We start from the raw sequence: 21,879 nt of genomic DNA, 5'->3' as shown, positions 1-21,879 counted from the left end.
AGGGCGGCGGCGACTGGCCGCCCTCTGTGCGCTCCCTGCGCCATGAGAGCCATAACGCAGAAGAAATATCGGGAGCGCAATGTTCTCGGAAACAGCACAGGACAACCCTTTGTCCTGGAGCGAAACAGCTGCAAGCCGATAACAGTATCTACCAACTTTGCTACCGCCGTGCTCGTCCCCTACCCCTTTATCTTCGGATCCAACGCATCGCGCAGGCCGTCGCCCAATAGATTAAACGCCAGCACCGTCAGGAAAATGGCGATCGCCGGGAATAACGCCACATGCGGCGCCATCACCATATCCGCGCGCGCTTCATTCAGCATCGCCCCCCACTCCGGCGTCGGCGGCTGCGCGCCAAGGCCAAGGAACGACAGGCTGGCGGCGGAGATAATCGACACGCCGATGCGCATGGTAAAATAGACCACTATCGACGATACCGTACCGGGCAAAATATGGTTGAACAGAATAGTCGTGTCGCTGGCGCCAATACTGCGCGCCGACTCAATAAACGTCTGCTGCTTCAGCACCAGCGTATTGCCGCGCACCAGGCGGGCGAACGCCGGAATTGAGAATATCGCCACCGCGATAATCACGTTGGCCATCCCACTGCCCATCACCGCCACCACCGCAATCGCCAGCAGAATGCCGGGGAAGGCAAACAGCACGTCGCAGATGCGCATGGTGATGCGGTCCCACCAGCCTTCGTAGTACCCGGCCAGCAGGCCGAGCACGGTGCCAATCAGCGCGCCAATCAGCACCGCCAGTACCCCGGCGGCCAGCGAAATCTGCGCGCCGACCAGCACCCGGCTGAAAATATCGCGCCCCAGCGAATCGACGCCGAACCAGTGCACCATTGATGGCCCTTCGTTCAGGCGGTCGTAATCGAAATAGTTTTCCGCGTCATACGGCGCTATCCACGGCGCGATAATCGCGACGACAATCAGCAGCAACACAAATATCCCCGCCGTCATCGCCACCGGCTGGCGACGAAAACGCCGCCAGAACTCATGCCACGGCGTGCGGATCTGTCCGGGCTTAACGCCCGGCATGGCGTTGATAACCGCTTCCCTTCTCCAGTTGAGCAATCGCACCTTACTTGTACCTGATAGCCGGGTTAATGGCGGCATACAACACGTCCACCACTAAGTTGATAAGAATGAACTCCAGCGAAAATAGCAGCACTTCCGCTTGAATCACCGGGTAGTCGCGCATCTCCACGGAATCGACCAGCAGTCGCCCAAGCCCCGGCCAGTTGAAGACCTTCTCCACCACAATGGAGCCGCCGAGCAGAAAACCGAACTGCAGACCCATCATGGTCACTACCGGGATCATCGCGTTGCGCAGACCATGCTTCAACACCACCAGCGTTTCGCTCACCCCTTTAGCCCGTGCGGTACGCATGTAATCCTCATGCAGCACGTCAACGAACGACGCGCGGGTAAAGCGCGCCATCACCGATGCCACCGCGGCGCCCAGGGTCAACGACGGTAGAATATAGTGCCGCCAGCTGTCGGCGCCGACCGTCGGCAACCAGCCCAGCTCAACGGAAAAGACCTGCATCAGCAGCATGCCGAGAGCGAACGCCGGGAAGGAGATACCGGTTACCGCCAGCGCCATCCCCAGCCGATCCGGCCAGCGATTGCGCCACACCGCCGCGGCGATGCCCGCCGCCATGCCGAACAGCACCGCCCAGCTCATGCTGGCAAGCGTCAGCCACAGCGTCGGCATGAAGCGGCTGGCGATTTCGCTGGTCACCGGGCGGCGCGAAGCCATCGAGATACCGAAATCACCCTGCAATACATTGGTGATGTAGTGCCAGAACTGCACGTGCAACGGCTGATCGAGCCCCAGCTGTTGGCGTACCATCGCCACCACCTGCGCATCGGCTTCCGGCCCGGCGATCAGCCGCGCCGGATCGCCCGGCAGCATATGCACAAACAGGAACACCAGCACGGCGACGATAAACAGCGTCGGAATGAGCCCCAGCAGGCGCTTCAGAACGTAATTCAGCATCGTCCCCTCCCATTTCGGCAGAGGGAACGCGTGAGCATAAGCACTATCACTGCGTCAGATCCGCCTGCTCGAAGCTAAAACCGGTATCCGGCTGAATATAAAACCCGGTCAGGTTTTTGCTATGCGCCGACACCAGCTTTTCCACCACCAGCGGCACCCACGGCGACTCTTTCCAGATAATGTCCTGCGCATCTTTATAGAGTTTGGTCTTCTGTTGCGCATCGGTCGTTTTCAGCGCCTCGCTCAGGTCTTTATCGACCTGCGGATTGCTGTAAAACGCGGTGTTAAACAGGGTCGGCGGCCAGTTTTGTGAGGCGAAAAGCGGCGACAGCGCCCAGTCGGCTTCGCCAGTCGACGCTGACCAGCCGGTGTAGAACATCCGCACCCCGCTCTCTTTCTGCCCCTTGCCTTCAACCTGCGCCGCACGCTGTCCGGCATCCATCGCCGTCACCTGCGCTTTAATACCCACCTGCGCCAGCTGCTGCTGGGTAAACTGCAGTACCTTCTGCGCGGTGCTGTGATTATGCGATGACCACAGCGTGGTGCTGAAGCCGTTAGGGAAACCGGCTTCTTTCAGCAACTGACGGGCTTTCGCCGGGTCGTAAGGCCATGCGGTGTAAGTCTGAGCGTAGGCAATAGAAGGCGGCACGACGCCGGTCGCCGGGGTGGCGTATCCGGCAAACGCGACCTTAACCAGCGCCTGACGGTTAATCGCATAGTTAATGGCTTCCCGCACCTTCGGATTATCGAACGGCTTCTGCGTTACGTTCATGCTGATATAGCGCTGCATAATCGACGGGCTGGCCACCAGCTCCAGCTTGCTGTTTTTCGCCAGCAGCGGCGCCTGCTCGTAAGGGATCGGGAAGGCGAACTGCGCCTCGCCGGTCTGCAGCATCGCCGCACGGGTGTTATTATCGACTACCGGGCGCCAGGTAATGGAATCCAGCTTCGGCAGCCCCGGCTGCCAGTAACCGTCAAACTTGCTGACCTTGACGAAATCGGTCTGATTCCAGGTGTCGAGCTTATACGGCCCGGTACCTACCGGGTGGAAGCCGATCTCCTTGCCATATTTTTTCAGCGCCGCTGGCGAAATCATCGCCGTCGCCGGATGGGCAAGGATATTGATAAACGCCGAGAACGGTTGTTTGAGCGTGATTTTGACCGTCGTCGGATCCACCGCCTCGGTGCTGGCGATATTCTTGTACAGGTTATAGCGTTTGAGATGGTTATCCGGATTGCTGGCGCGGTCGAGATTCGCTTTCACCGCCTCGGCGTTAAAATCGGTGCCATCCTGGAATTTCACCCCGCTGTGCAGCTTGATGGTATACACCAGCCCATCCGCCGAAACGGTATAACTTTCCGCCAGCACGTTTTGCAGCTTCATCTCTTTATCAAGGCCGAACAGGCCTTGATAAAACGACTTCGCCACCGCCTGCGATAAGGTATCGTTCGCGTCATAGGGATCGAGGGTCGTGAAGTTGGAACCGACTGCCACTACCACATCTTTCGCGGCGAAGGCCGGCGTCGCCGCCAGCGCCGAGGTGATGCCAAGCGCCAGTAGCCATTTGCGTGTAACAGGTTGAGTCATGTTGTTATGCTCCTGCAAGAGTGCGTTAGGTTGTTATCGGCTCAGTACATCGGCGGGCTCGCGGGCGACATAATGTCCCGGCGCTACCAGCTGTAACGGCGCGCTGTCGATTTCTTCTCCCGGTTTATAGATATTCCTCGGCAACTCGTCAGAGAGCAATACGCGCTGCGGTTGACGATGCGCCGGGTCGGCGACCGGCACCGCCGCCATCAGTTTACGGGTGTAAGGATGCTGCGGGTTCTCAAACACGGCGCGACGCGGGCCAATCTCCACAACCCGCCCGCGATACATCACCGCTACGCGGTGGCTGATGCGCTCCACCACCGCCATGTCATGGGAAATAAACAGAAATGCGATGCCCATTTCACGCTGTAAATCGAGCAGCAGATTAATAATCTGCGCGCGAATCGACACGTCCAGCGCCGACACCGACTCATCGGCGATCACCACTTTCGGATTGAGCGCCAGCGCACGGGCGATACAGATACGCTGCCGCTGGCCGCCGGAAAACTCATGCGGATAACGCCACGCGTGTTCCGCCTCCAGCCCCACGCGCTGCAGCAGCCAGCCGACGCGTTCGCGAGCCGCGTCTCCCTCCAGCAGACCATGCACGCGCAGCGGCTCCATAATGGAATACCCGACCGTCTGCCGCGGATCGAGCGAGGCGTAAGGATCCTGAAAAATAAACTGAATATCGCGGCGCAGCGTCTGCAGTTTGCCGCCGGACAGCGCATCAATACGCTGGCCGTTAAAGGTGATGCTGCCGCCCTGCGCTTCCACCAGCCGCAGCAGCGCCCGCCCGGTAGTCGATTTACCGCAGCCTGATTCGCCGACCAGCGACAGCGTTTCGCCCGGCCACAGATCGAAACTCACTTTTTCCACCGCGTGTACTTCGCGGGTGACGCGGTTGAGAATACCGCCGCGGATCGGGAAACGCGCGACCAAATCGCGCACCTGTAAAATCGGTTTGCCGGCGACCACGGTATTCTGTTCCGGCTGCTGGGTCACACCGTCGTTGAGCAGCGGGAAGCGCCGCGGTAAATCGCTGCCGCGCATTGAGCCGAGCTTCGGCACCGCCGCCAGTAGCGCCCGGGTATAAGGGTGCTGCGGGGCGCGAAAAATATCGTCGACGCGCCCGCTTTCTACGGCTTCGCCGCGATACATCACCAGCACGCGATCGGCGATCTCCGCCACCACGCCCATATCGTGAGTGATAAACATCACCCCCATCGCCATCTCTTTTTGCAGCGCGGCGATAAGCTGTAGGATCTGCGCCTGAATCGTGACGTCCAGCGCGGTGGTGGGTTCATCGGCAATCAGTACCGCTGGGCGACACGATAACGCCATGGCGATCATCACCCGCTGGCGCATGCCGCCGGAAAGCTGATGCGGATAGCGTGAAAGCATCGCTGCCGCTTCCGGAATGCGCACCCGCTCGAGCATCTTTTTGGCTTCCCGCAGCGCCTCGTCACGCCGTAGCCCCTGATGGAGACGGATAGATTCGGCAATCTGTTCGCCGATGGTGAATACCGGGTTCAGCGAGGTCATCGGCTCCTGAAAAATCATCGCCACGTCCGCGCCGCGAACCTGACGCATCTGCCCCGCCGTTTGTGCATTAATATCAATCACCTGACGGTTGCGTCGACGTAGCAGCAACGCCTCGCTGCTGACCTCGCTGACCGCCTCGTCGAGCAGGCGCATCAGCGCCAGGGCGGTCACTGATTTTCCGGAACCGGACTCGCCGACGATAGCCAGCGTCTCGCCGCGGCGAAGGCTGAACGACAGGTTACGCACCGCGGAAACGCGCTGCCGCTGCTGGCTAAAGGCGACGTTAAGATCGCGTACCACCAGCACATCGTCTTCATCAATTTCATGACTTTGCGGCAAGCTCGCTTCTCCTTTTATTCGCGATAAATTCCAATCGTCGGCGTATCGCCCGCATAACACCACGCCCGGTACATACCTTCGCTATTGAAAGGCAGCACGACATTCCCCTCGCGGTCGATGGCGATAAGGCCCCCGCTGCCGCCCAGCGCCGGCAGTTTTTCCTGCACCACCCGCTCGCAGGCCTCAAATAGGCTGAGGTTGCCGTACTCCATCAACGCTGAAATGTCGTAAGCGGCGAGCGTGCGCATGAAGACTTCGCCGGTGCCGGTGCAGGAGACCGCGACGCTGGCATTATTGGCATAGCAGCCCGCGCCCGGCAGCGGGCTGTCGCCGACGCGACCGGGCAGTTTATTGGTCATTCCGCCGGTGGAGGTCGCTGCCGCCAGATTACCCGCCAGGTCCAGCGCCACCGCGCCAACGGTCCCCATTTTGTGGCGTTCGTCGAGCGGCGCGGCATGGTGGTCGAGAATAATCTCGCCGCCCTCTTTCGCCTGCTGCAACTGCAGAAGCCGCTCGGTGGTAGAAAATAACTCGTTTTCAACCAGCGCCATCCCGCGCGAGGCGACAAACTTTTCCGCCCCTTCGCCGATAAGCAGCACGTGCGGACTTTCTTCCAGCACCATACGCGCCGCCAGCACCGGGTTACGCAGATGCTTTACGCCCGCGACCGCGCCGGCCTGCAGGCTATAGCCATCCATCACGCAGGCATCCAGTTCGTGCGTTTGATCGTGGGTAAACACGGAACCTATTCCAGCGTTAAATAGCGGGCACTCTTCCAGCAGACGTACCGCTTCGGTCACCGCATCCAGTGCGCTGGCGCCTGCTGCCAGCATTTTTTGTCCGCTATCGACGATGGCCGACAGCGCGGCTACATACTCGCGTTCGCGCTCCGGCGACATCTGCGCTCGGCTAATTGCGCCGGCGCCGCCGTGGATTGCTATTACCGCCTTACCCATTCGATCTTTCCTTTGCCATAAACTCTATAGATATCATTATACTGACTAACCTTTTATACATTTTTTGAATATAGAAAGAGCATCCGGTGATGTAAAGCCTCGTACCGCAGCGGCATACAGTCGCCGGCGCTTTTCTGCCATAATAGGCGTTTTCGACGTTTTGCCAGCAGGAGTAACCCATGGATTTTACCGCCGGACTGATGCCGCTCGACACAGCCCTGACTCAGATGCTCGACCGTATTTCGCCGCTGCAGGCCACGGAGACCCTGCCGCTGCTGCAGGCCTTTTCGCGCGTAACCGCCCATGATGTCGTTTCGCCGCTGGACGTACCCGGTTTTGATAATTCGGCGATGGACGGCTATGCCGTGCGCCTGGCCGATGTCGCCGACGGCGCGGCGCTGCCGGTTGCCGGTAAGGCCTTTGCCGGCCAACCGTTCCACGATGCCTGGCCGGCGGGCACCTGTATCCGCATCATGACCGGCGCGCCGGTGCCTGAAGGCTGCGACGCCGTGGTTATGCAGGAAGAAACGGAACAAAGCGATGCGGGCGTGCGCTTCATTGCGCCGGTGAAAGCCGGGCAAAATATACGCCGTCGCGGCGAAGATATCGCCAACGGCGCGGTAGTATTCCCGGCAGGGACTCGTCTTACCGTTGCGGAACTGCCGGTGCTGGCGTCGCTGGGCATAGCTGAAGTTGAGGTGCTGCGTAAAGTGCGCGTCGCGGTCTTCTCGACCGGCGATGAGCTCCAGCTGCCAGGCCAACCGCTCGGCGACGGCCAGATCTATGATACCAACCGCCTGGCGGTACATTTGATGCTCGAACAGCTGGGCTGCGAGGTGATCAACCTCGGTATTATTCCTGACGATCCGGCGAAGCTGCGCGACGCCTTTATCGCTGCCGACCAGCAGGCAGATGTAGTGATCAGTTCCGGCGGCGTCTCCGTGGGCGAAGCCGATTACACCAAAACCATCCTCGAAGAACTGGGCGAGATCGGCTTCTGGAAGCTGGCGATTAAGCCGGGTAAACCGTTCGCCTTCGGCAAGCTCAGCAACAGCTGGTTCTGCGGCCTGCCGGGCAACCCGGTTTCCGCCACCTTAACCTTCTATCAACTGGTTCAGCCGCTGCTGGCCAAGCTCTCCGGCAATCGCGGCCAAACCCAGCCGATGCGTCTGCGCGTGCGCGCCGCCAGCCGGTTGAAAAAATCGCCGGGCCGCCTCGACTTCCAGCGCGGCGTGCTGCAGCGCAATCCGGAAGGCGAACTGGTGGTGAGCACCACCGGGCATCAGGGTTCGCACATTTTCAGCTCATTCAGCCTCGGTAACTGCTTTATCGTACTGGAGCGCGAACGCGGCAACGTCGAAGCGGGCGAATGGGTCGAAGTCGAGCCCTTTAATCATCTGTTTGGGGGGCTGTAATGGCCGTTGAGCTGAGCGACGAGGAGATGCTGCGCTATAACCGGCAGATCGTGCTGCGGGGGTTTGATTTCGACGGTCAGGAGCGGCTAAAAGCCGCTCGCGTACTGGTCGTCGGCCTCGGCGGGCTCGGCTGTGCCGCCGCTCAATATCTGGCGGCGGCCGGGGTGGGTCAGCTCACGCTCGTCGATTTCGATACCGTTTCGTTATCCAATCTACAACGCCAGACGCTGCACAGCGACGCGACCATCGGCCAGCCGAAGGTCGATTCCGCCCGCGATGCGCTGGCGCGCATTAACCCGCACGTTCGACTGGTCGCCATCAATGCAATGCTGGATGACGCGGCGCTGGCAACGCAGATTGCCGATCACCATCTGGTACTGGACTGTACCGACAACGTTGCTATTCGCAATCAGCTTAACGCCGGCTGCTTCCAGCACAAAACCCCGCTGGTCTCCGGCGCGGCGATTCGTATGGAAGGGCAAATCAGCGTCTTTACCTATCAGGACGGCGAGCCATGCTATCGCTGCCTGAGCCGCCTGTTCGGCGAAAACGCCCTCACCTGCGTCGAAGCCGGGGTGATGGCGCCGCTGGTCGGCACTATCGGTTCGCTGCAGGCCATGGAGGCGATTAAACTGTTGACCGGTTACGGCACCCCCGCCAGGGGAAAAATCGTGATGTATGACGCGATGACCTGCCAGTTTCGCGAAATGAAGCTGATGCGCCACCCCCAATGCGAGGTGTGTGGTTCACGCTAATTCCAGCCGCCGGCGAGGCAGGTCGCCGGTTATTTTGTGAACCACGCCGTTCTTTTTCTCCCCCTCTCTACTACCCACTCTGATTGTTGATTTGCGTCAATACAGCTTTCATTCGAAAGTTATTTAATCTTCATATGCAAATAAGAGGGTAAATCATGATCTTCAACATCCAGCGCTACTCCACCCATGACGGCCCGGGGATCCGTACCGTCGTATTCCTTAAAGGCTGTTCGCTGGGCTGCCGTTGGTGTCAGAACCCGGAAAGCCGCGCCCGCAGCGAAGACCTGCTGTACGACGCGCGGCTGTGTCTTGCCGGCTGCGAGCTGTGTCAGCAGGCGGCGCCGGAGGTGATTACCCGTACTCTGGACGGCCTGATTATCCATCGGCAAAACGTCAACGACGACCATATCGCCGCGCTACGCGACTGCTGCCCCACTACCGCGCTGACGGTCTGCGGCGAGGAAAAAAGCGTGACGGAAATTATGGCGACGGTGCTGCGCGATAAACCGTTTTACGATCGCAGCGGTGGCGGCATCACCCTTTCCGGCGGCGAGCCCTTTATGAACCCGACGCTGGCGCAGGCGCTGTTCGAAGCCAGCCATCAGGCGGGCATTCACACCGCCGTGGAAACCTGCCTGCACGTACCGTGGAAGTACATTGAACCCTCTTTACCGTTTGTCGATCTGTTTCTGGCCGACCTGAAGCACGTCGATGACGCCGTCTTCCAGCAGTGGACCGACGGCAGCGCCCGCCGGGTGCTGGATAACCTGCAGCGCCTGGCGCAGGCAGGGAAAAAAATCATCATTCGCGTCCCATTAATTCAGGGATTTAACGCCAGCGAAGCCGACATTACCGCGATTACCGATTTTGCCGCCGACCGTCTTCAGGTCAGCGAAATCCATTTCCTGCCGTACCACACGCTGGGAATGAATAAATACCAACTACTCAGTCAGCCCTATACCGCACCGGACAAACCGCTGGCCGCTCCAGAGCTGCTGGCCTTTGCGCAGCAGTACGCGCAAAGCAAAGGTTTAACGGCGACCCTACGAGGATAACTTATGACCACCTTAAAACTGGATACTCTGAGCGCCCGCATTCAGGCGCATAAAATGGCGCTGGTGCATATCGTTAAGCCGCCGGTTTGTACCGAGCGCGCCCAACACTATACCGCCGCCTATCAGCAACATCTCGATAAACCGATCCCGGTACGTCGCGCGCTGGCGCTGGCCCATCACCTGGCGGAACGCACTATCTGGATCAAGCACGATGAGCTGATCGTCGGCAACCAGGCCAGCGAAGTTCGCGCCGCGCCGATTTTCCCGGAATATACCGTCAGTTGGATTGAGAAAGAGATCGACGATCTCGCCGACCGTCCGGGCGCCGGCTTCTCGGTCAGCGAAGAGAATAAGCGCGTATTACATGAAGTCTGCCCATGGTGGCGCGGGCAGACCGTTCAGGACCGCTGCTACGGCATGTTTACCGATGAACAAAAAGCGCTGCTCGCTACCGGCATTATCAAAGCCGAAGGCAACATGACTTCCGGCGACGCCCACCTGGCGGTCAACTATCCGCTGCTGCTGGAAAAAGGGCTCGACGGCATGCGCGCGAAGGTCGCTGAGCGCCGCTCGCGTATTAATCTGACGGTGCTGGAAGATCTGCACGGCGAACAGTTCCTGAAGGCGATCGATATCGTGCTCGCGGCAGTGAGCGAACACTGCAAACGCTTCGCTACGCTGGCGCGCGACATGGCGGCGCAGGAGCCGCGTGAATTGCGCCGCGACGAGCTGCTGGCGATCGCCGAAAACTGTGAAATTATCGCCCACGAGCCGCCGAAAACCTTCTGGCAGGCGCTGCAGCTCTGCTACTTCATTCAGTTGATCCTGCAGATTGAATCCAACGGCCACTCGGTCTCTTTTGGCCGCATGGACCAGTACCTCTATCCATACTACCGCCGCGACGTTGAACTGCAGCAATCGTTGGATCGCGAACAGGCCATTGAGCTGCTGCATTGCTGCTGGCTGAAGCTGCTGGAGGTCAACAAAATTCGCTCCGGATCGCATTCCAAAGCTTCTGCCGGTAGCCCGCTGTACCAGAACGTCACCATCGGCGGGCAAAATCTGGTCGACGGTCAACCGCAGGACGCCGTCAACCCGCTGTCGTATGCGATCCTCGAATCCTGCGGCCGCCTGCGCTCGACCCAGCCGAACCTCAGCGTGCGTTACCACGCCGGGATGAGCAACGACTTCCTCGACGCCTGCGTGCAGGTGATCCGCTGCGGTTTCGGCATGCCGGCGTTTAATAACGATGAAATCGTCATCCCGGAATTTATCAAGCTCGGCATTGAGCCGCAGGACGCCTACGATTACGCCGCTATCGGCTGTATCGAAACCGCGGTCGGCGGCAAATGGGGCTATCGCTGCACCGGCATGAGCTTTATTAACTTCGCGCGGGTGATGCTGGCGACGCTGGAAGGCGGCCGCGATGCCACCAGCGGCCAGGTGTTCCTTGCCCAGCAACATGCGCTATCGAAAGGTAACTTCGCTAACTTCGACCAGGTGCTGGAAGACTGGGATACTCAGATCCGCTACTACACCCGTAAATCCATCGAGATTGAGTACGTTGTCGATACCATGCTGGAAGAGAACGTCCACGATATTCTCTGCTCGGCGCTGGTCGATGACTGCATCGAACGGGCGAAAAGCATCAAGCAAGGCGGCGCGAAGTATGACTGGGTTTCCGGTCTGCAGGTCGGGATTGCCAACCTCGGCAACAGCCTGGCGGCGGTGAAAAAACTGGTCTTCGATCAGGGCGTCATCGGCCAGCAGGAGCTGGCGAAGGCGCTGGCGGAAGATTTTGCCGGCCTGACCCATGAGCAGTTACGTCAGCGCTTGATCAACGGCGCGCCGAAGTACGGTAACGATGACGACAGCGTCGACATTCTGCTGGCCCGCGCCTATCAGACCTATATCGACGAGCTGAAGCAGTACCATAACCCGCGTTACGGCCGCGGCCCGATTGGCGGTAACTATTACGCCGGTACGTCGTCTATCTCCGCTAACGTCCCGTTCGGCGCGCAGACCATGGCGACGCCGGATGGCCGTAAAGCGCACGCGCCGCTAGCGGAAGGGGCCAGCCCGGCCTCCGGTACCGATCACCTGGGGCCAACGGCGGTTATCAGTTCGGTAGGTAAATTGCCGACCGGCGCGATCCTCGGCGGCGTGCTGCTCAACCAGAAGCTGAATCCTTCCACGCTGGAGAACGAGTCTGATAAGCAAAAGCTGATGGTGCTGCTGCGCACCTTCTTCGAGGTGCATAAAGGCTGGCATATCCAGTACAACATCGTGTCACGCGAAACGCTGCTGGAAGCCAAGAAACACCCTGACCAGTACCGCGATTTAGTGGTCCGCGTCGCCGGATACTCGGCGTTCTTCACCGCCCTGTCGCCGGATACCCAGGACGACATCATCGCCCGTACCGAGCATACGCTGTAAGGAAAATACCCGGCCGGCGCTGCGCTGAGCCGGGTTACTGCTTCCATGCCCGGTAGCTACGCTGACGGGCATGCTGATGAATAGGTAACTTTCATTCGAAATAAATTTGTGCTCCCCATCACATTGTAATTAGAATGTTACTGGTCGAAGTTAAGCCAGGAGCACCTCTTATGACCGTTAAAGTTATCGTCACCGATATGGACGGAACTTTTCTCAATGACGCCAAGCAGTATGACCGCCCGCGTTTCCTCGCGCAGTTTGCGCAGCTTAAACAGCAAGGTATTGAATTTGTTGTCGCCAGCGGCAACCAGTACTATCAGCTGATCTCATTTTTCCCGGAAATTCGCGAGCAGATTTCATTCGTCGCAGAAAACGGCGCTCTGGTTTACGAGCATGGCAAACAGTTGTTCCACGGCGAACTGACCCGTCACGAGTCGCAGGTGGTGATTGGCGAACTGCTGAAAGATCCGCAGCTCAACTTTGTCGCCTGCGGCCTGCAAAGCGCATACGTGAGCGATAAAGCCCCGGACGCTTTTGTTGAGCTGATGTCGAAGCACTACCATCGTCTGCAGCGGGTAAGCGATTACCATCGCATCGACGATACGCTATTCAAATTCTCCCTCAACCTGCCTGATAGCGATATCCCGCAGCTTATCGATAAATTGCACGTCTCGCTGGATGGGATCATGAAGCCGGTCACCAGCGGCTTTGGCTTTGTCGATTTGATTATCCCCGGCCTGCATAAAGCCAACGGCATCAGCCGTCTGCTCAAACGCTGGAACCTTTCGCCGCAGCAATGCGTAGCAATTGGCGACAGCGGCAATGACGCCGAAATGTTAAAACTGGTGAAATATGCTTTTGCTATGGCCAACGCTGCCGACAGCATCAAAGCCATCGCCGGTTTCACCACCGATGACAATAACCACGACGGCGCGTTGAAGGTGATTCAGGCCGTTCTCGATAAGACCTCCCCTTTCAACGACTGATCCTGTGCCGGGGTATCCGCCCCGGCTTTTCCATTTTTGCGCCGCTGCATAATTTTAAACTTGCATTAACTCTAATTTAACTTAAATTAACGTTTGTAAGATTTAATACTTTCGAATGAAAGATACAGCGAGGTGATTATGGCTGCTCTCCCTACCCACGAAACATTACCTGCCGACCATAAAGCGGCGATTCGCCAGATGAAACAGGCCCTACGCGCGCAAATCGGCGATGTTCAGTCAGTGTTCGATAAACTCTCGGCGCGTATCAGCGAGCGTCTGGACGAGATTAACGCCCTGAAAGCCGCAGGCCAGGAGGTCTGGCCGACGATCCCGTTTAGCGATATCGCCCAGGGGAAAGTGAGCGATGCGCAGCGTGAGGCGATTAAGCGCCGCGGTTGCGCGGTTATCAAAGGCCACTACCCGCGCGAACAGGCGCTGGCCTGGGATAACGCGATGCTGGAATACCTGGATCTGAACCATTTCGACGACGTTTACAAAGGGCCTGGCGACAGCTTCTTCGGCTCGCTGGAGGCTTCGCGCCCGGAGATCTATCCGATCTACTGGTCGCCCTCGCAAATGCAGGCGCGCCAGAGCGATGAAATGGCGGCGGTACAATCCTTCCTTAATCGCCTGTGGCGCTTCGAACAGGACGGCAAACGCTGGTTCGATCCGGATGTCAGCGTGATTTACCCTGACCGCATCCGCCGCCGCCCGCCGGGAACCACGTCAAAGGGGCTGGGCGCGCATACCGATTCCGGGGCGCTCGAGCGCTGGCTGCTTCCCGCCTATCAGCAGGTTTTCGCCAACGTCTTTAATGGCAATATCGACGCCTACGATCCGTGGGACGCGGCTCACCGTACCGAAGTGGAAGAGTACACCGTCGATAACACCACCAAATGTTCGGTGTTCCGCACCTTCCAGGGCTGGACGGCGCTGTCGGACATGATCCCCGGTCAAGGGCTACTGCACGTGGTGCCGATCCCGGAGGCGATGGCTTACGTACTGCTGCGTCCGCTGCTGGATGATGTGCCGGAAGATGAACTGTGCGGCGTCGCGCCGGGCAAGGTGTTGCCTATCTCTGAGCAATGGCATCCTTTGCTCATCAAAGCGCTAAGCTCGATTCCCGCTCTAAATGCCGGTGATTCCGTCTGGTGGCACTGCGATGTCATTCACTCGGTCGCGCCGGTGGAAAATCAACAGGGCTGGGGCAACGTCATGTACATCCCAGCCGCGCCGATGTGCGAGAAGAATCTTGCCTATGCGCAGAAGGTAAAAATCGCCCTGGAAAAAGGCGCCTCGCCGGGGGATTTCCCGCGTGAAGATTACGAATGCGACTGGCAGGCGCGCTTCACCGTGGCCGATCTTAACGATCACGGCAAACGCGCATTGGGCATGAAGATCTAATCATCATACAGACCTTGCTGTTCTACGGCGGTATGGCTCTTGCCTGGCCGGATCCGCCGCACCGAATCGCGTACCACCAGGGCGCCGTGCAGCAGCAGCGAGCCGTGCGGCGCTTCCGGGCGCAGCAGACGCTGCTGCAAAAGATGCACCGCCTCGCTGCCGAGCTCATCCCGCGGCACATGAATCGCCGTTAGCGGCACGTCCTGAATCGCCGCCAGATTAAAACCGTCGATACTCATCACCGAGACATCCTGCGGCACCCGCAGGCCTCGTTTTTGCAGCGCGCTGACGGTACCGGCGGCCATAAAATCGCCGCCCACCAGAAACGCCGTCGGCATCGGGCGCCCCTGTAAAGCATCGAGCCAGGCCCCGACCTGCTCTTCCGTTTCTCGGGCGCTAAAGTTGGCGACGCTAATCAGGTCGCGGCTACCGGTAAACCGCAGGTTGCGCGCGCGCCATGCCTCTTTAATACCCACCAGCCGTAGCTCCATGGTATAGCGGCGCAGGCACATCACGTTCATTACCGCCTGATGGCCCATATCAAACAGATAACGAGCGGCGCACTGGCCAATCAGCCGATGGTCAGGCGCAATGGAGGGGAGACGCATTCCCTCATCCCGGCAGTTGATTAATACACAAGGTTTGCCAAGATCCGCCACCAGCGCGTGGATATGCCGATCGTCGATCCCCAGCAACACCGCCGCCTGGGTATCGGTCTCGTTCATGCGGGCCAGAAACAGATTGGCGTCGCTGTCGTTTTCTTCCAGCGCGCAATAGCGCAGACGCACTTCATGCGGCGCCAGCGCGTTATTGATACTCTGGATGACGCGGTAGTAGAAGATATCTGAGCGTTCGTCGAAGGCCCGCTGCGGCGCAAAAATCAGCAGATTATTCAACAGTAGCCGCCCGGCGGCCAATCCCTGCATCACCCCCAGCTCGCGGGCGCAGGCCAATACCGCCTGACGGGCCTTTTCGCTGGTATTCGCTTTTCCGGCTAAGACGCGCGAAACCGTACTGGCTGACAGCCCGGTGCGGGCGGCAATTTCGGCGACTCGCAGCTTTTTATCCATTCTGTGATCCAGCTCCAATTCAAAAATGAAAGAATTTTCATAGTCGCCAAACCCTGACCAACAAGCAAATACTCCGGCAAATTATGAGAACTCCGTCATCTCATGAAAAATTTTGCATAAATAGCGCTACTGCCCGCCGCCTTTCTCCCTTATTTTGAATTGGTCCAATATCTTCCATACTAGTTATACCAATAGATATTGAAATAAAAACAAATAATTCAAATGGTTAGAACTATTACGTGACGACTCCGCGGCTGAAGCGTCACTTCCCCCTACAACGTCTTGTGGAGAGTTCTATGAGTCAAGGCCTCAACAATGATATGGCAGTCAGCAAAACGCGTCGGGTGGTGAAAAACCTGCGCTGGTGGGTGCTGGTGCTGTTTTTACTTGGCGTCACCGTCAACTACATCACACGCAACTCGCTGGGGATTATTGCCCCGGAACTGAAAGCCACTCTCGGTATTACCACCGAGCAATATTCGTGGATCGTCGGCGCATTTCAGCTGGCTTATACCATCTTTCAACCGCTGTGCGGCTGGCTTATCGACGTCATCGGGCTCAAGCTGGGCTTTATGGTTTGCGCCACATTGTGGGCAGTAGCCTGTATCGCGCACGCCGGAGCAGGCAGCTGGCTGCATCTGGCTATTTTACGCTTCTTTATGGGCGGCGCGGAGGCGGCCGCCACCCCGGCTAACGCTAAAACCATCGGCGAGTGGTTCCCGAAATCCGAACGGCCGATCGCCGCCGGCTGGGCTGGCGTCGGCTTCTCTATCGGCGCAATGCTGGCGCCGCCTATCATCTACTTCGCCCACGCTTCCTTCGGCTGGCAGGGCGCGTTTATGTTTACCGGCGTGCTGGCGCTGCTGTGGGTCGTGCTGTGGTGGGCGTTCTACCAGAGCCCGGAAAAACACCCGAATCTCAGCCAAAGCGAGCTGGAGTACATCAAGCAGGACAACGAAGCGCCGCCGGTGAAGCTGCCCTTTTTTACCGCGCTAAAAACCGTCTCGAAGAACAAACGTTTCTACGGTATCGCCATCCCCGCTTTTATGGCCGAGCCCGCCTGGGCGGTGCTGAGCTTCTGGGTGCCGCTGTACCTGGCGAAAGAGCACGGTATGGATCTTAAGCAGATAGCGATGTTCGCCTGGCTGCCGTTCCTCGCCGCCGATCTTGGCAGCGTGGTCAGCGGCTACCTCACCCGCCTGTACGTCCGTTGGTTCGGCTGTACGCGAGTCAACTCGGTCATCGCCAGTTCCGTTACCGGCGCGTTTCTGATGATCTCGCTGGCGCTGGTCGCTATTACCCGCGATCCCTATATCACCATCATCCTGATCTCCATTGGCGGTTTCGGCCACCAGATCATCTCCTGCATGCTCAGCGCGCTGGTGGTGGAGTCTTTCGACAAGGGACAAATGGCGACGGTCAACGGTATGCGCGGTTCCGCGGCATGGATCGCCAGCTTCCTGTTCTCATTATTAATCGGGGTGACCGCCGACAAAATCGGCTTCAACCCGCTGTTTATCGCCATGGGGTTCTTTGACCTGATTGGCGCCGTTTTCCTGGTGGCATTTATTGCTGAACGTCGCGCCAAGCGCGCCTGAGAGTGGATGTAAAATATGAAGACGTTGAAACACTGGAGTTTGCACCAACAGCTGGAGCATCACGTTGAATTGACCGTTGATGGTCAGCACACTTTGTGTCTGTACGTGCTGGAAGAGAATTTATTCCGCGTCCTGCTGAAGCGCCAGGGCCAACTGGCGCTGGATCGCACCTGGAGTATCGCCCCGCAGCAGGATGTGCCGTGGGAAGGCCGCGCGCGGGATGACCTCAGCGGTTTTAGCCTCCCGGCCTGGCAGATGACCAAAGAAGATGACGCGCTGACCATCGCCACCAGCCAGCTGCGCGTCACCGTCCACCAGCCGCTTTGGCTGGAGTGGAGCTATCGCGACGACGCCGGCGAGTGGCAGACGCTCGCCAATGACCGCCCAACCAGCGCCTATCTGGCAAATGCCCACGGGGATGGCGTCGCCCATTATCTCAGCCGTCGTAAAGATGAGCGTTTCTATGGTCTGGGTGAAAAGGCCGGCGACCTGCAGCGTAACGGTAAGCGCTACGAAATGCGTAACCTCGATGCCATGGGCTACAACGCCGTCAGCACAGACCCGCTGTATAAACATATTCCGTTTACCATCACGCAGCGCAGCGATATCAGCTACGGCCTGTTCTATGACAACCTGAGCAGCTGCTGGCTGGATCTGGGTAACGAAATCGACAACTACCACACCGCCTATCGCCGCTGGCAGGCGGAAGCCGGCGACATCGATTATTACCTGTTTACCGGTAAGCAGGTGCTGGATGTGACCAAGGCGTTCGTCCGTCTGACCGGTAAAACCCTCTTTGGGCCAAAATGGAGCCTCGGCTACAGCGGCTCGACGATGCACTATACTGACGCGCCGGATGCGCAAAATCAGCTGATGAATTTTATCCGCCTGTGCGAGCAGCATGCGATCCCCTGTGATTCGTTCCAGCTCTCTTCCGGCTATACCTCAATCAACGGCAAGCGCTACGTCTTTAACTGGAACTACGACAAGGTGCCGCAGCCAAAAGTGATGAGCCAGTCGTTCCACGATGCCGGGCTGAAACTGGCTGCCAATATCAAACCGTGCCTGCTGCAGGATCACCCGCGCTATGGCGAAGTGGCGGAACGCGGCCTGTTTATTCGCGATTCGCAAACCGATGCGCCGGAGCGCTCCAGCTTCTGGGACGATGAAGGTTCGCATCTCGACTTCACCAACCCGCACACCGTGGCCTGGTGGCAGGAAGGCGTAACCACCCAGCTACTGGAGATGGGTATCGATTCGACCTGGAACGATAACAACGAATATGAGGTATGGGACGGCGAAGCCCGCTGCTACGGCTTTGGCCGCGAAATCGCCATTAAGCATATTCGTCCGGTGATGCCGCTATTGATGATGCGCGCCTCGCTGGAAGCGCAGCAGCGCTTTGCGCCGCAAAAGCGCCCGTATCTGATCTCCCGCTCCGGCTGCGCCGGGATGCAGCGCTACGTACAGACCTGGAGCGGCGACAACCGCACCAACTGGGATACGCTGCGCTATAACACCCGAATGGGATTAGGGATGAGTCTCTCCGGGTTGTTTAACGTCGGCCATGACGTCGGCGGTTTCTCCGGCGATAAACCCGAGCCAGAACTGTTCGTTCGCTGGGTGCAAAACGGCGTGATGCATCCGCGCTTTACCATTCACTCGTGGAATGACGACCAGACGGTCAATGAACCCTGGATGTATCCGGAAATCACCCCGGCGATCCGCTCAGCCATCGAGCTGCGCTACCGTCTACTGCCCTATTTGTACACCCTGTTATGGCAGGCGCATGCCGATGACGAACCCATGCTGCGCCCGACCTTCCTCGATCACCAGCACGATACCCAGACCTTCGCCGAGTGTGATGACTTCATGCTGGGGCGCGATCTACTGGTAGCAAGCGTGGTCGAGCCCGGCGCCCGTCAGCGCCAGCTGTGGCTGCCCGATAATCAGGACGGCTGGTACGATTTTTACAGCCACCAGTGGTTTGCCGGCGGTCAGTGGGTAACGCTGGACGCGCCGCTGGAAAAACTGCCGCTGCTGGTCCGTGCCGGCGCCGGTCTGCCGCTCAGTGAACGTATCAGCCACGTCGATGCGCAAAAAGACGATCGTCGCGAACTGCAGTTGTTCCCGCTGAAAGGTACCGGCTCAACCCGCGGTCTGTTGTTTGAAGACGACGGTGAAAGCTGGGGCTATAAAGAAGGTGATGCGCTATGGCTGGAGTGGGAAATGACCTGCAGCGCCAACAGCATAAACCTGAATATCAATGCTCGCGGCAACTATCGCCCGGCGTGGAAAGCCTTGAAGCTGTCATTACCGGCGGGAGAAAAACGGCAACTGCTGGTGAATGGCGTCGAAGGAACGGAGTGGATGCTCTGACCAAGGCCCGCTGAAACCGCCGGTATTGGTGGTCTCAAAATCCCCGGTGGCGCTACCGCTTACCGGGGCTACAACACTGTGCGGTTTGGTCGCCCCGTAGGTCGGGTAAGGCGTTAGCCGCCACCCGACAAAAAACGGCACCGCGGGTAGATACTGCTATCGGTTTGCAACGGTTTTGGTCCGGGAAAAACAGTTGTTTTGTATTAATTCAGAGCCTATTGCGCTCCCGAAATGTCTTCTGCGTTATGGCTCGCATGGCGCAGGGAGCGCACAGAGGGCGGCCAGTCGCCGCCGCCCTCTGTACTCCCGGGCTCTGGCCGCCAAAATCGCCACTTCGTGGTTCCTTCGACTTATCCCTTCAGGCTTCGGGTCGGGCCGAGGCAGCGTCCGTGCAAAACACGGCCCTCAGCCCGCATCCATGCGGGCTGCCCCGGCCTTCCGGGAACGTCTCAGCGATTTTGAGGCCACCAACACCGGCAGTTTCAGCCAGCGCGGTGAAGACATTAAAGGCTGGTCGCAAGGACCGTAGGTCGGGTAAGGCGTTAGCCGCCACCCGACAAAAAAACGGTACCTCGGATTACCCGGGTAAGGCGCAGCCGCTACCCGGGTAACGGAGAGGGATTACTCGATACCTTTACTGCGCAGGTAATCTTCGTAGTTGCCGCTGAAATCGATTACGCGTTCCGGAGTAATCTCCAGTACGCGAGTCGCCAGAGAACTCACGAACTCACGGTCGTGAGAAACGAAAATCAGGGTGCCCTGATACATTTCCAGCGCCATGTTCAGCGATTCGATCGATTCCATATCCAGGTGGTTAGTCGGTTCATCCATCACCAGGATATTCGGTTTCTGCATCATCAGCTTACCGAACAGCATGCGACCTTTCTCGCCACCGGAAAGTACTTTCGCCGGCTTTTTAATATCGTCCTGGCTAAACAACAGACGACCAAGGATACTGCGTACCGCCTGCTCGTCATCGCCTTCCTGTTTCCACTGACTCATCCAGTCAAAGACCGTCAGGTCATTCTCGAAATCTTCGGCATGATCCTGCGCGTAGTAGCCGATACGGGCGTTTTCGGACCACTTAACGGTACCGTTGTCCGCTTCCAGTTCGCCAACCAGCGTTTTCAGCATCGTTGATTTACCGACGCCGTTGGTCCCCAGTACCGCCAGCTTTTCGCCGACTTCCAGCAGCAGATTAACCCCTTTGAACAGCGGGCCGTTATCAAAACCTTTCGCCAGCGCTTCCACTTCCAGCGCGTTACGGAACAGTTTCTTATCCTGTTCGAAGCGAATGAACGGGTTCTGACGGCTGGAGGCTTTCACTTCATCCAGTTTAATTTTATCAATCTGACGAGCGCGAGAGGTCGCCTGACGCGATTTTGAAGCGTTGGCGCTAAAGCGGCTAACAAAGGCCTGCAGGTCGGCAATTTGCGCTTTCTTCTTGGCGTTATCGGCCAGCAGACGCTCACGCGCCTGGGTCGCCGCGGTCATATATTCGTCATAGTTGCCCGGATACACGCGCAGTTCGCCGTAATCGAGATCCGCCATATGGGTGCAGACCATGTTCAGGAAGTGACGGTCGTGCGAAATGATGATCATGGTGCTGTCACGTTCGTTCAGCACCTGCTCCAGCCAGCGAATAGTATCGATGTCGAGGTTGTTCGTCGGTTCATCGAGCAGCAGGATATCCGGATTGGAGAACAGCGCCTGCGCCAGCAGGACACGCAGTTTCCAGCCCGGCGCGACTTCGCTCATCGGGCCGTAATGTTGCTCCACGGGAATACCGACGCCGAGCAGCAGTTCGCCGGCGCGCGCTTCGGCGGAGTAACCGTCCATCTCGCCGTATTTTACTTCCAGGTCGGCCACTTTATAGCCGTCTTCCTCGCTCATTTCCGGCAGCGCGTAGATGCGATCGCGCTCTTGCTTCACTTCCCACAGCTCGCCGTGGCCCATGATAACCGTATCCAGCACGGTGAACTCTTCGAAGGCAAACTGATCCTGGCGCAGCTTACCGATGCGCTCGTTCGGGTCGAGAGACACGTTGCCCAGCGTCGGCTCAAGATCGCCGCCGAGGATCTTCATAAACGTGGATTTGCCGCTGCCGTTGGCGCCAATCAGGCCGTAGCGGTTGCCGCCGCCAAATTTGACGGAGATGTTTTCAAACAGCGGCTTACTGCCAAACTGCATGGTGACGTTGCTGGATACTAGCACGAGGATATCCTGAAAATAGAGAATTAGGGATGTGATGAACCAGACATTATGCCAGCAAATGGTTCACTTTTCACGGACTGCGGTAAAAAGCCCGCCAATAACTATGCTATGGTCAGGGTTTTA

General features: G+C 58.3%; 15 protein-coding genes. 8 read left to right on the top strand and 7 right to left on the bottom strand.

Annotation, left to right across the window (positions count from 1 at the left end):
* Nucleotides 1-179: 179 nt before the first annotated feature.
* The 5 genes from gsiD to iaaA are packed head-to-tail and all read right to left on the bottom strand — an operon-like array spanning nt 180 to nt 6,444.
* Entirely contained in the window at nt 180-1,091 is a 912-nt protein-coding gene (gsiD, locus tag PGR09_RS03170; protein ID WP_045395003.1) for a glutathione ABC transporter permease GsiD, read from the bottom strand.
* A gap of 1 nt (nt 1,092) precedes the next feature.
* Nucleotides 1,093-2,013 carry a glutathione ABC transporter permease GsiC gene (gene gsiC, locus PGR09_RS03165; RefSeq protein WP_020079290.1) on the bottom strand — a complete coding sequence of 307 codons (921 nt, stop codon included), beginning with the start codon at nt 2,011-2,013 and terminating at the stop codon, nt 1,093-1,095.
* Between the two features lie 46 nt (nt 2,014-2,059).
* Nucleotides 2,060-3,601: a glutathione ABC transporter substrate-binding protein GsiB gene (gene gsiB, locus PGR09_RS03160; RefSeq protein ID WP_316422481.1), complete on the bottom strand. Its 1,542-nt coding sequence runs from the start codon at nt 3,599-3,601 to the stop codon at nt 2,060-2,062.
* A gap of 33 nt (nt 3,602-3,634) precedes the next feature.
* Nucleotides 3,635-5,488 carry a glutathione ABC transporter ATP-binding protein GsiA gene (gene gsiA / locus PGR09_RS03155; RefSeq protein ID WP_430915784.1) on the bottom strand — a complete coding sequence of 618 codons (1,854 nt, stop codon included), beginning with the start codon at nt 5,486-5,488 and terminating at the stop codon, nt 3,635-3,637.
* A 14-nt stretch (nt 5,489-5,502) separates the two neighbouring features.
* On the bottom strand, nt 5,503-6,444 hold the full coding sequence (iaaA, locus tag PGR09_RS03150) for a beta-aspartyl-peptidase (RefSeq protein WP_430915783.1): 942 nt from the start codon (nt 6,442-6,444) through the stop codon (nt 5,503-5,505).
* Nucleotides 6,445-6,623: 179 nt separating this feature from the next.
* Between iaaA and moeA the strand changes: the two genes are divergently transcribed.
* The 6 genes from moeA to PGR09_RS03120 all read left to right on the top strand — a co-directional run bounded on the left by moeA (nt 6,624) and on the right by PGR09_RS03120 (nt 14,495).
* On the top strand, nt 6,624-7,859 hold the full coding sequence (moeA, locus tag PGR09_RS03145; protein ID WP_047049084.1) for a molybdopterin molybdotransferase MoeA: 1,236 nt from the start codon (nt 6,624-6,626) through the stop codon (nt 7,857-7,859).
* Nucleotides 7,859-8,614, top strand: a complete 756-nt coding sequence (gene moeB / locus PGR09_RS03140) for a molybdopterin-synthase adenylyltransferase MoeB (protein ID WP_047049086.1) — start codon at nt 7,859-7,861, stop codon at nt 8,612-8,614. Before moeA ends, moeB begins: the two co-directional genes overlap by 1 nt.
* 155 nt (nt 8,615-8,769) lie before the next feature.
* Complete coding sequence (locus tag PGR09_RS03135) at nt 8,770-9,669, top strand: glycyl-radical enzyme activating protein (protein WP_430915782.1); 900 nt, start codon at nt 8,770-8,772, stop codon at nt 9,667-9,669.
* 3 nt (nt 9,670-9,672) lie between these two features.
* Entirely contained in the window at nt 9,673-12,105 is a 2,433-nt protein-coding gene (locus PGR09_RS03130; RefSeq protein ID WP_047049089.1) for a formate C-acetyltransferase/glycerol dehydratase family glycyl radical enzyme, read from the top strand.
* A 170-nt stretch (nt 12,106-12,275) separates the two neighbouring features.
* Complete coding sequence (locus PGR09_RS03125; RefSeq protein WP_045395017.1) at nt 12,276-13,091, top strand: Cof-type HAD-IIB family hydrolase; 816 nt, start codon at nt 12,276-12,278, stop codon at nt 13,089-13,091.
* A 138-nt stretch (nt 13,092-13,229) separates the two neighbouring features.
* Nucleotides 13,230-14,495, top strand: coding sequence for a DUF1479 domain-containing protein (locus tag PGR09_RS03120; protein WP_396279822.1), 1,266 nt, complete (start codon nt 13,230-13,232; stop codon nt 14,493-14,495).
* Here the strand turns inward: PGR09_RS03120 and PGR09_RS03115 are convergent.
* Nucleotides 14,492-15,565: a LacI family DNA-binding transcriptional regulator gene (locus tag PGR09_RS03115; RefSeq protein ID WP_430915781.1), complete on the bottom strand. Its 1,074-nt coding sequence runs from the start codon at nt 15,563-15,565 to the stop codon at nt 14,492-14,494. The two genes, PGR09_RS03120 and PGR09_RS03115, sit on opposite strands and share 4 nt — an antisense overlap.
* 296 nt (nt 15,566-15,861) lie before the next feature.
* Between PGR09_RS03115 and PGR09_RS03110 the strand changes: the two genes are divergently transcribed.
* Complete coding sequence (locus PGR09_RS03110; protein WP_045374148.1) at nt 15,862-17,163, top strand: MFS transporter; 1,302 nt, start codon at nt 15,862-15,864, stop codon at nt 17,161-17,163.
* 15 nt (nt 17,164-17,178) lie between these two features.
* Complete coding sequence (locus PGR09_RS03105; protein WP_047049098.1) at nt 17,179-19,542, top strand: glycoside hydrolase family 31 protein; 2,364 nt, start codon at nt 17,179-17,181, stop codon at nt 19,540-19,542.
* A 621-nt stretch (nt 19,543-20,163) separates the two neighbouring features.
* Here PGR09_RS03105 and PGR09_RS03100 read toward each other — a convergent pair.
* On the bottom strand, nt 20,164-21,756 hold the full coding sequence (locus PGR09_RS03100; protein ID WP_015367567.1) for an ABC-F family ATPase: 1,593 nt from the start codon (nt 21,754-21,756) through the stop codon (nt 20,164-20,166).
* Nucleotides 21,757-21,879 lie beyond the last annotated feature (123 nt).

Origin of the sequence: Klebsiella sp. 141251 (assembly GCF_050600725.1) — a bacterium.
Taxonomy (GTDB): domain Bacteria; phylum Pseudomonadota; class Gammaproteobacteria; order Enterobacterales; family Enterobacteriaceae; genus Klebsiella; species Klebsiella aerogenes.
This window is presented reverse-complemented; position numbering and strand designations above follow the sequence as displayed.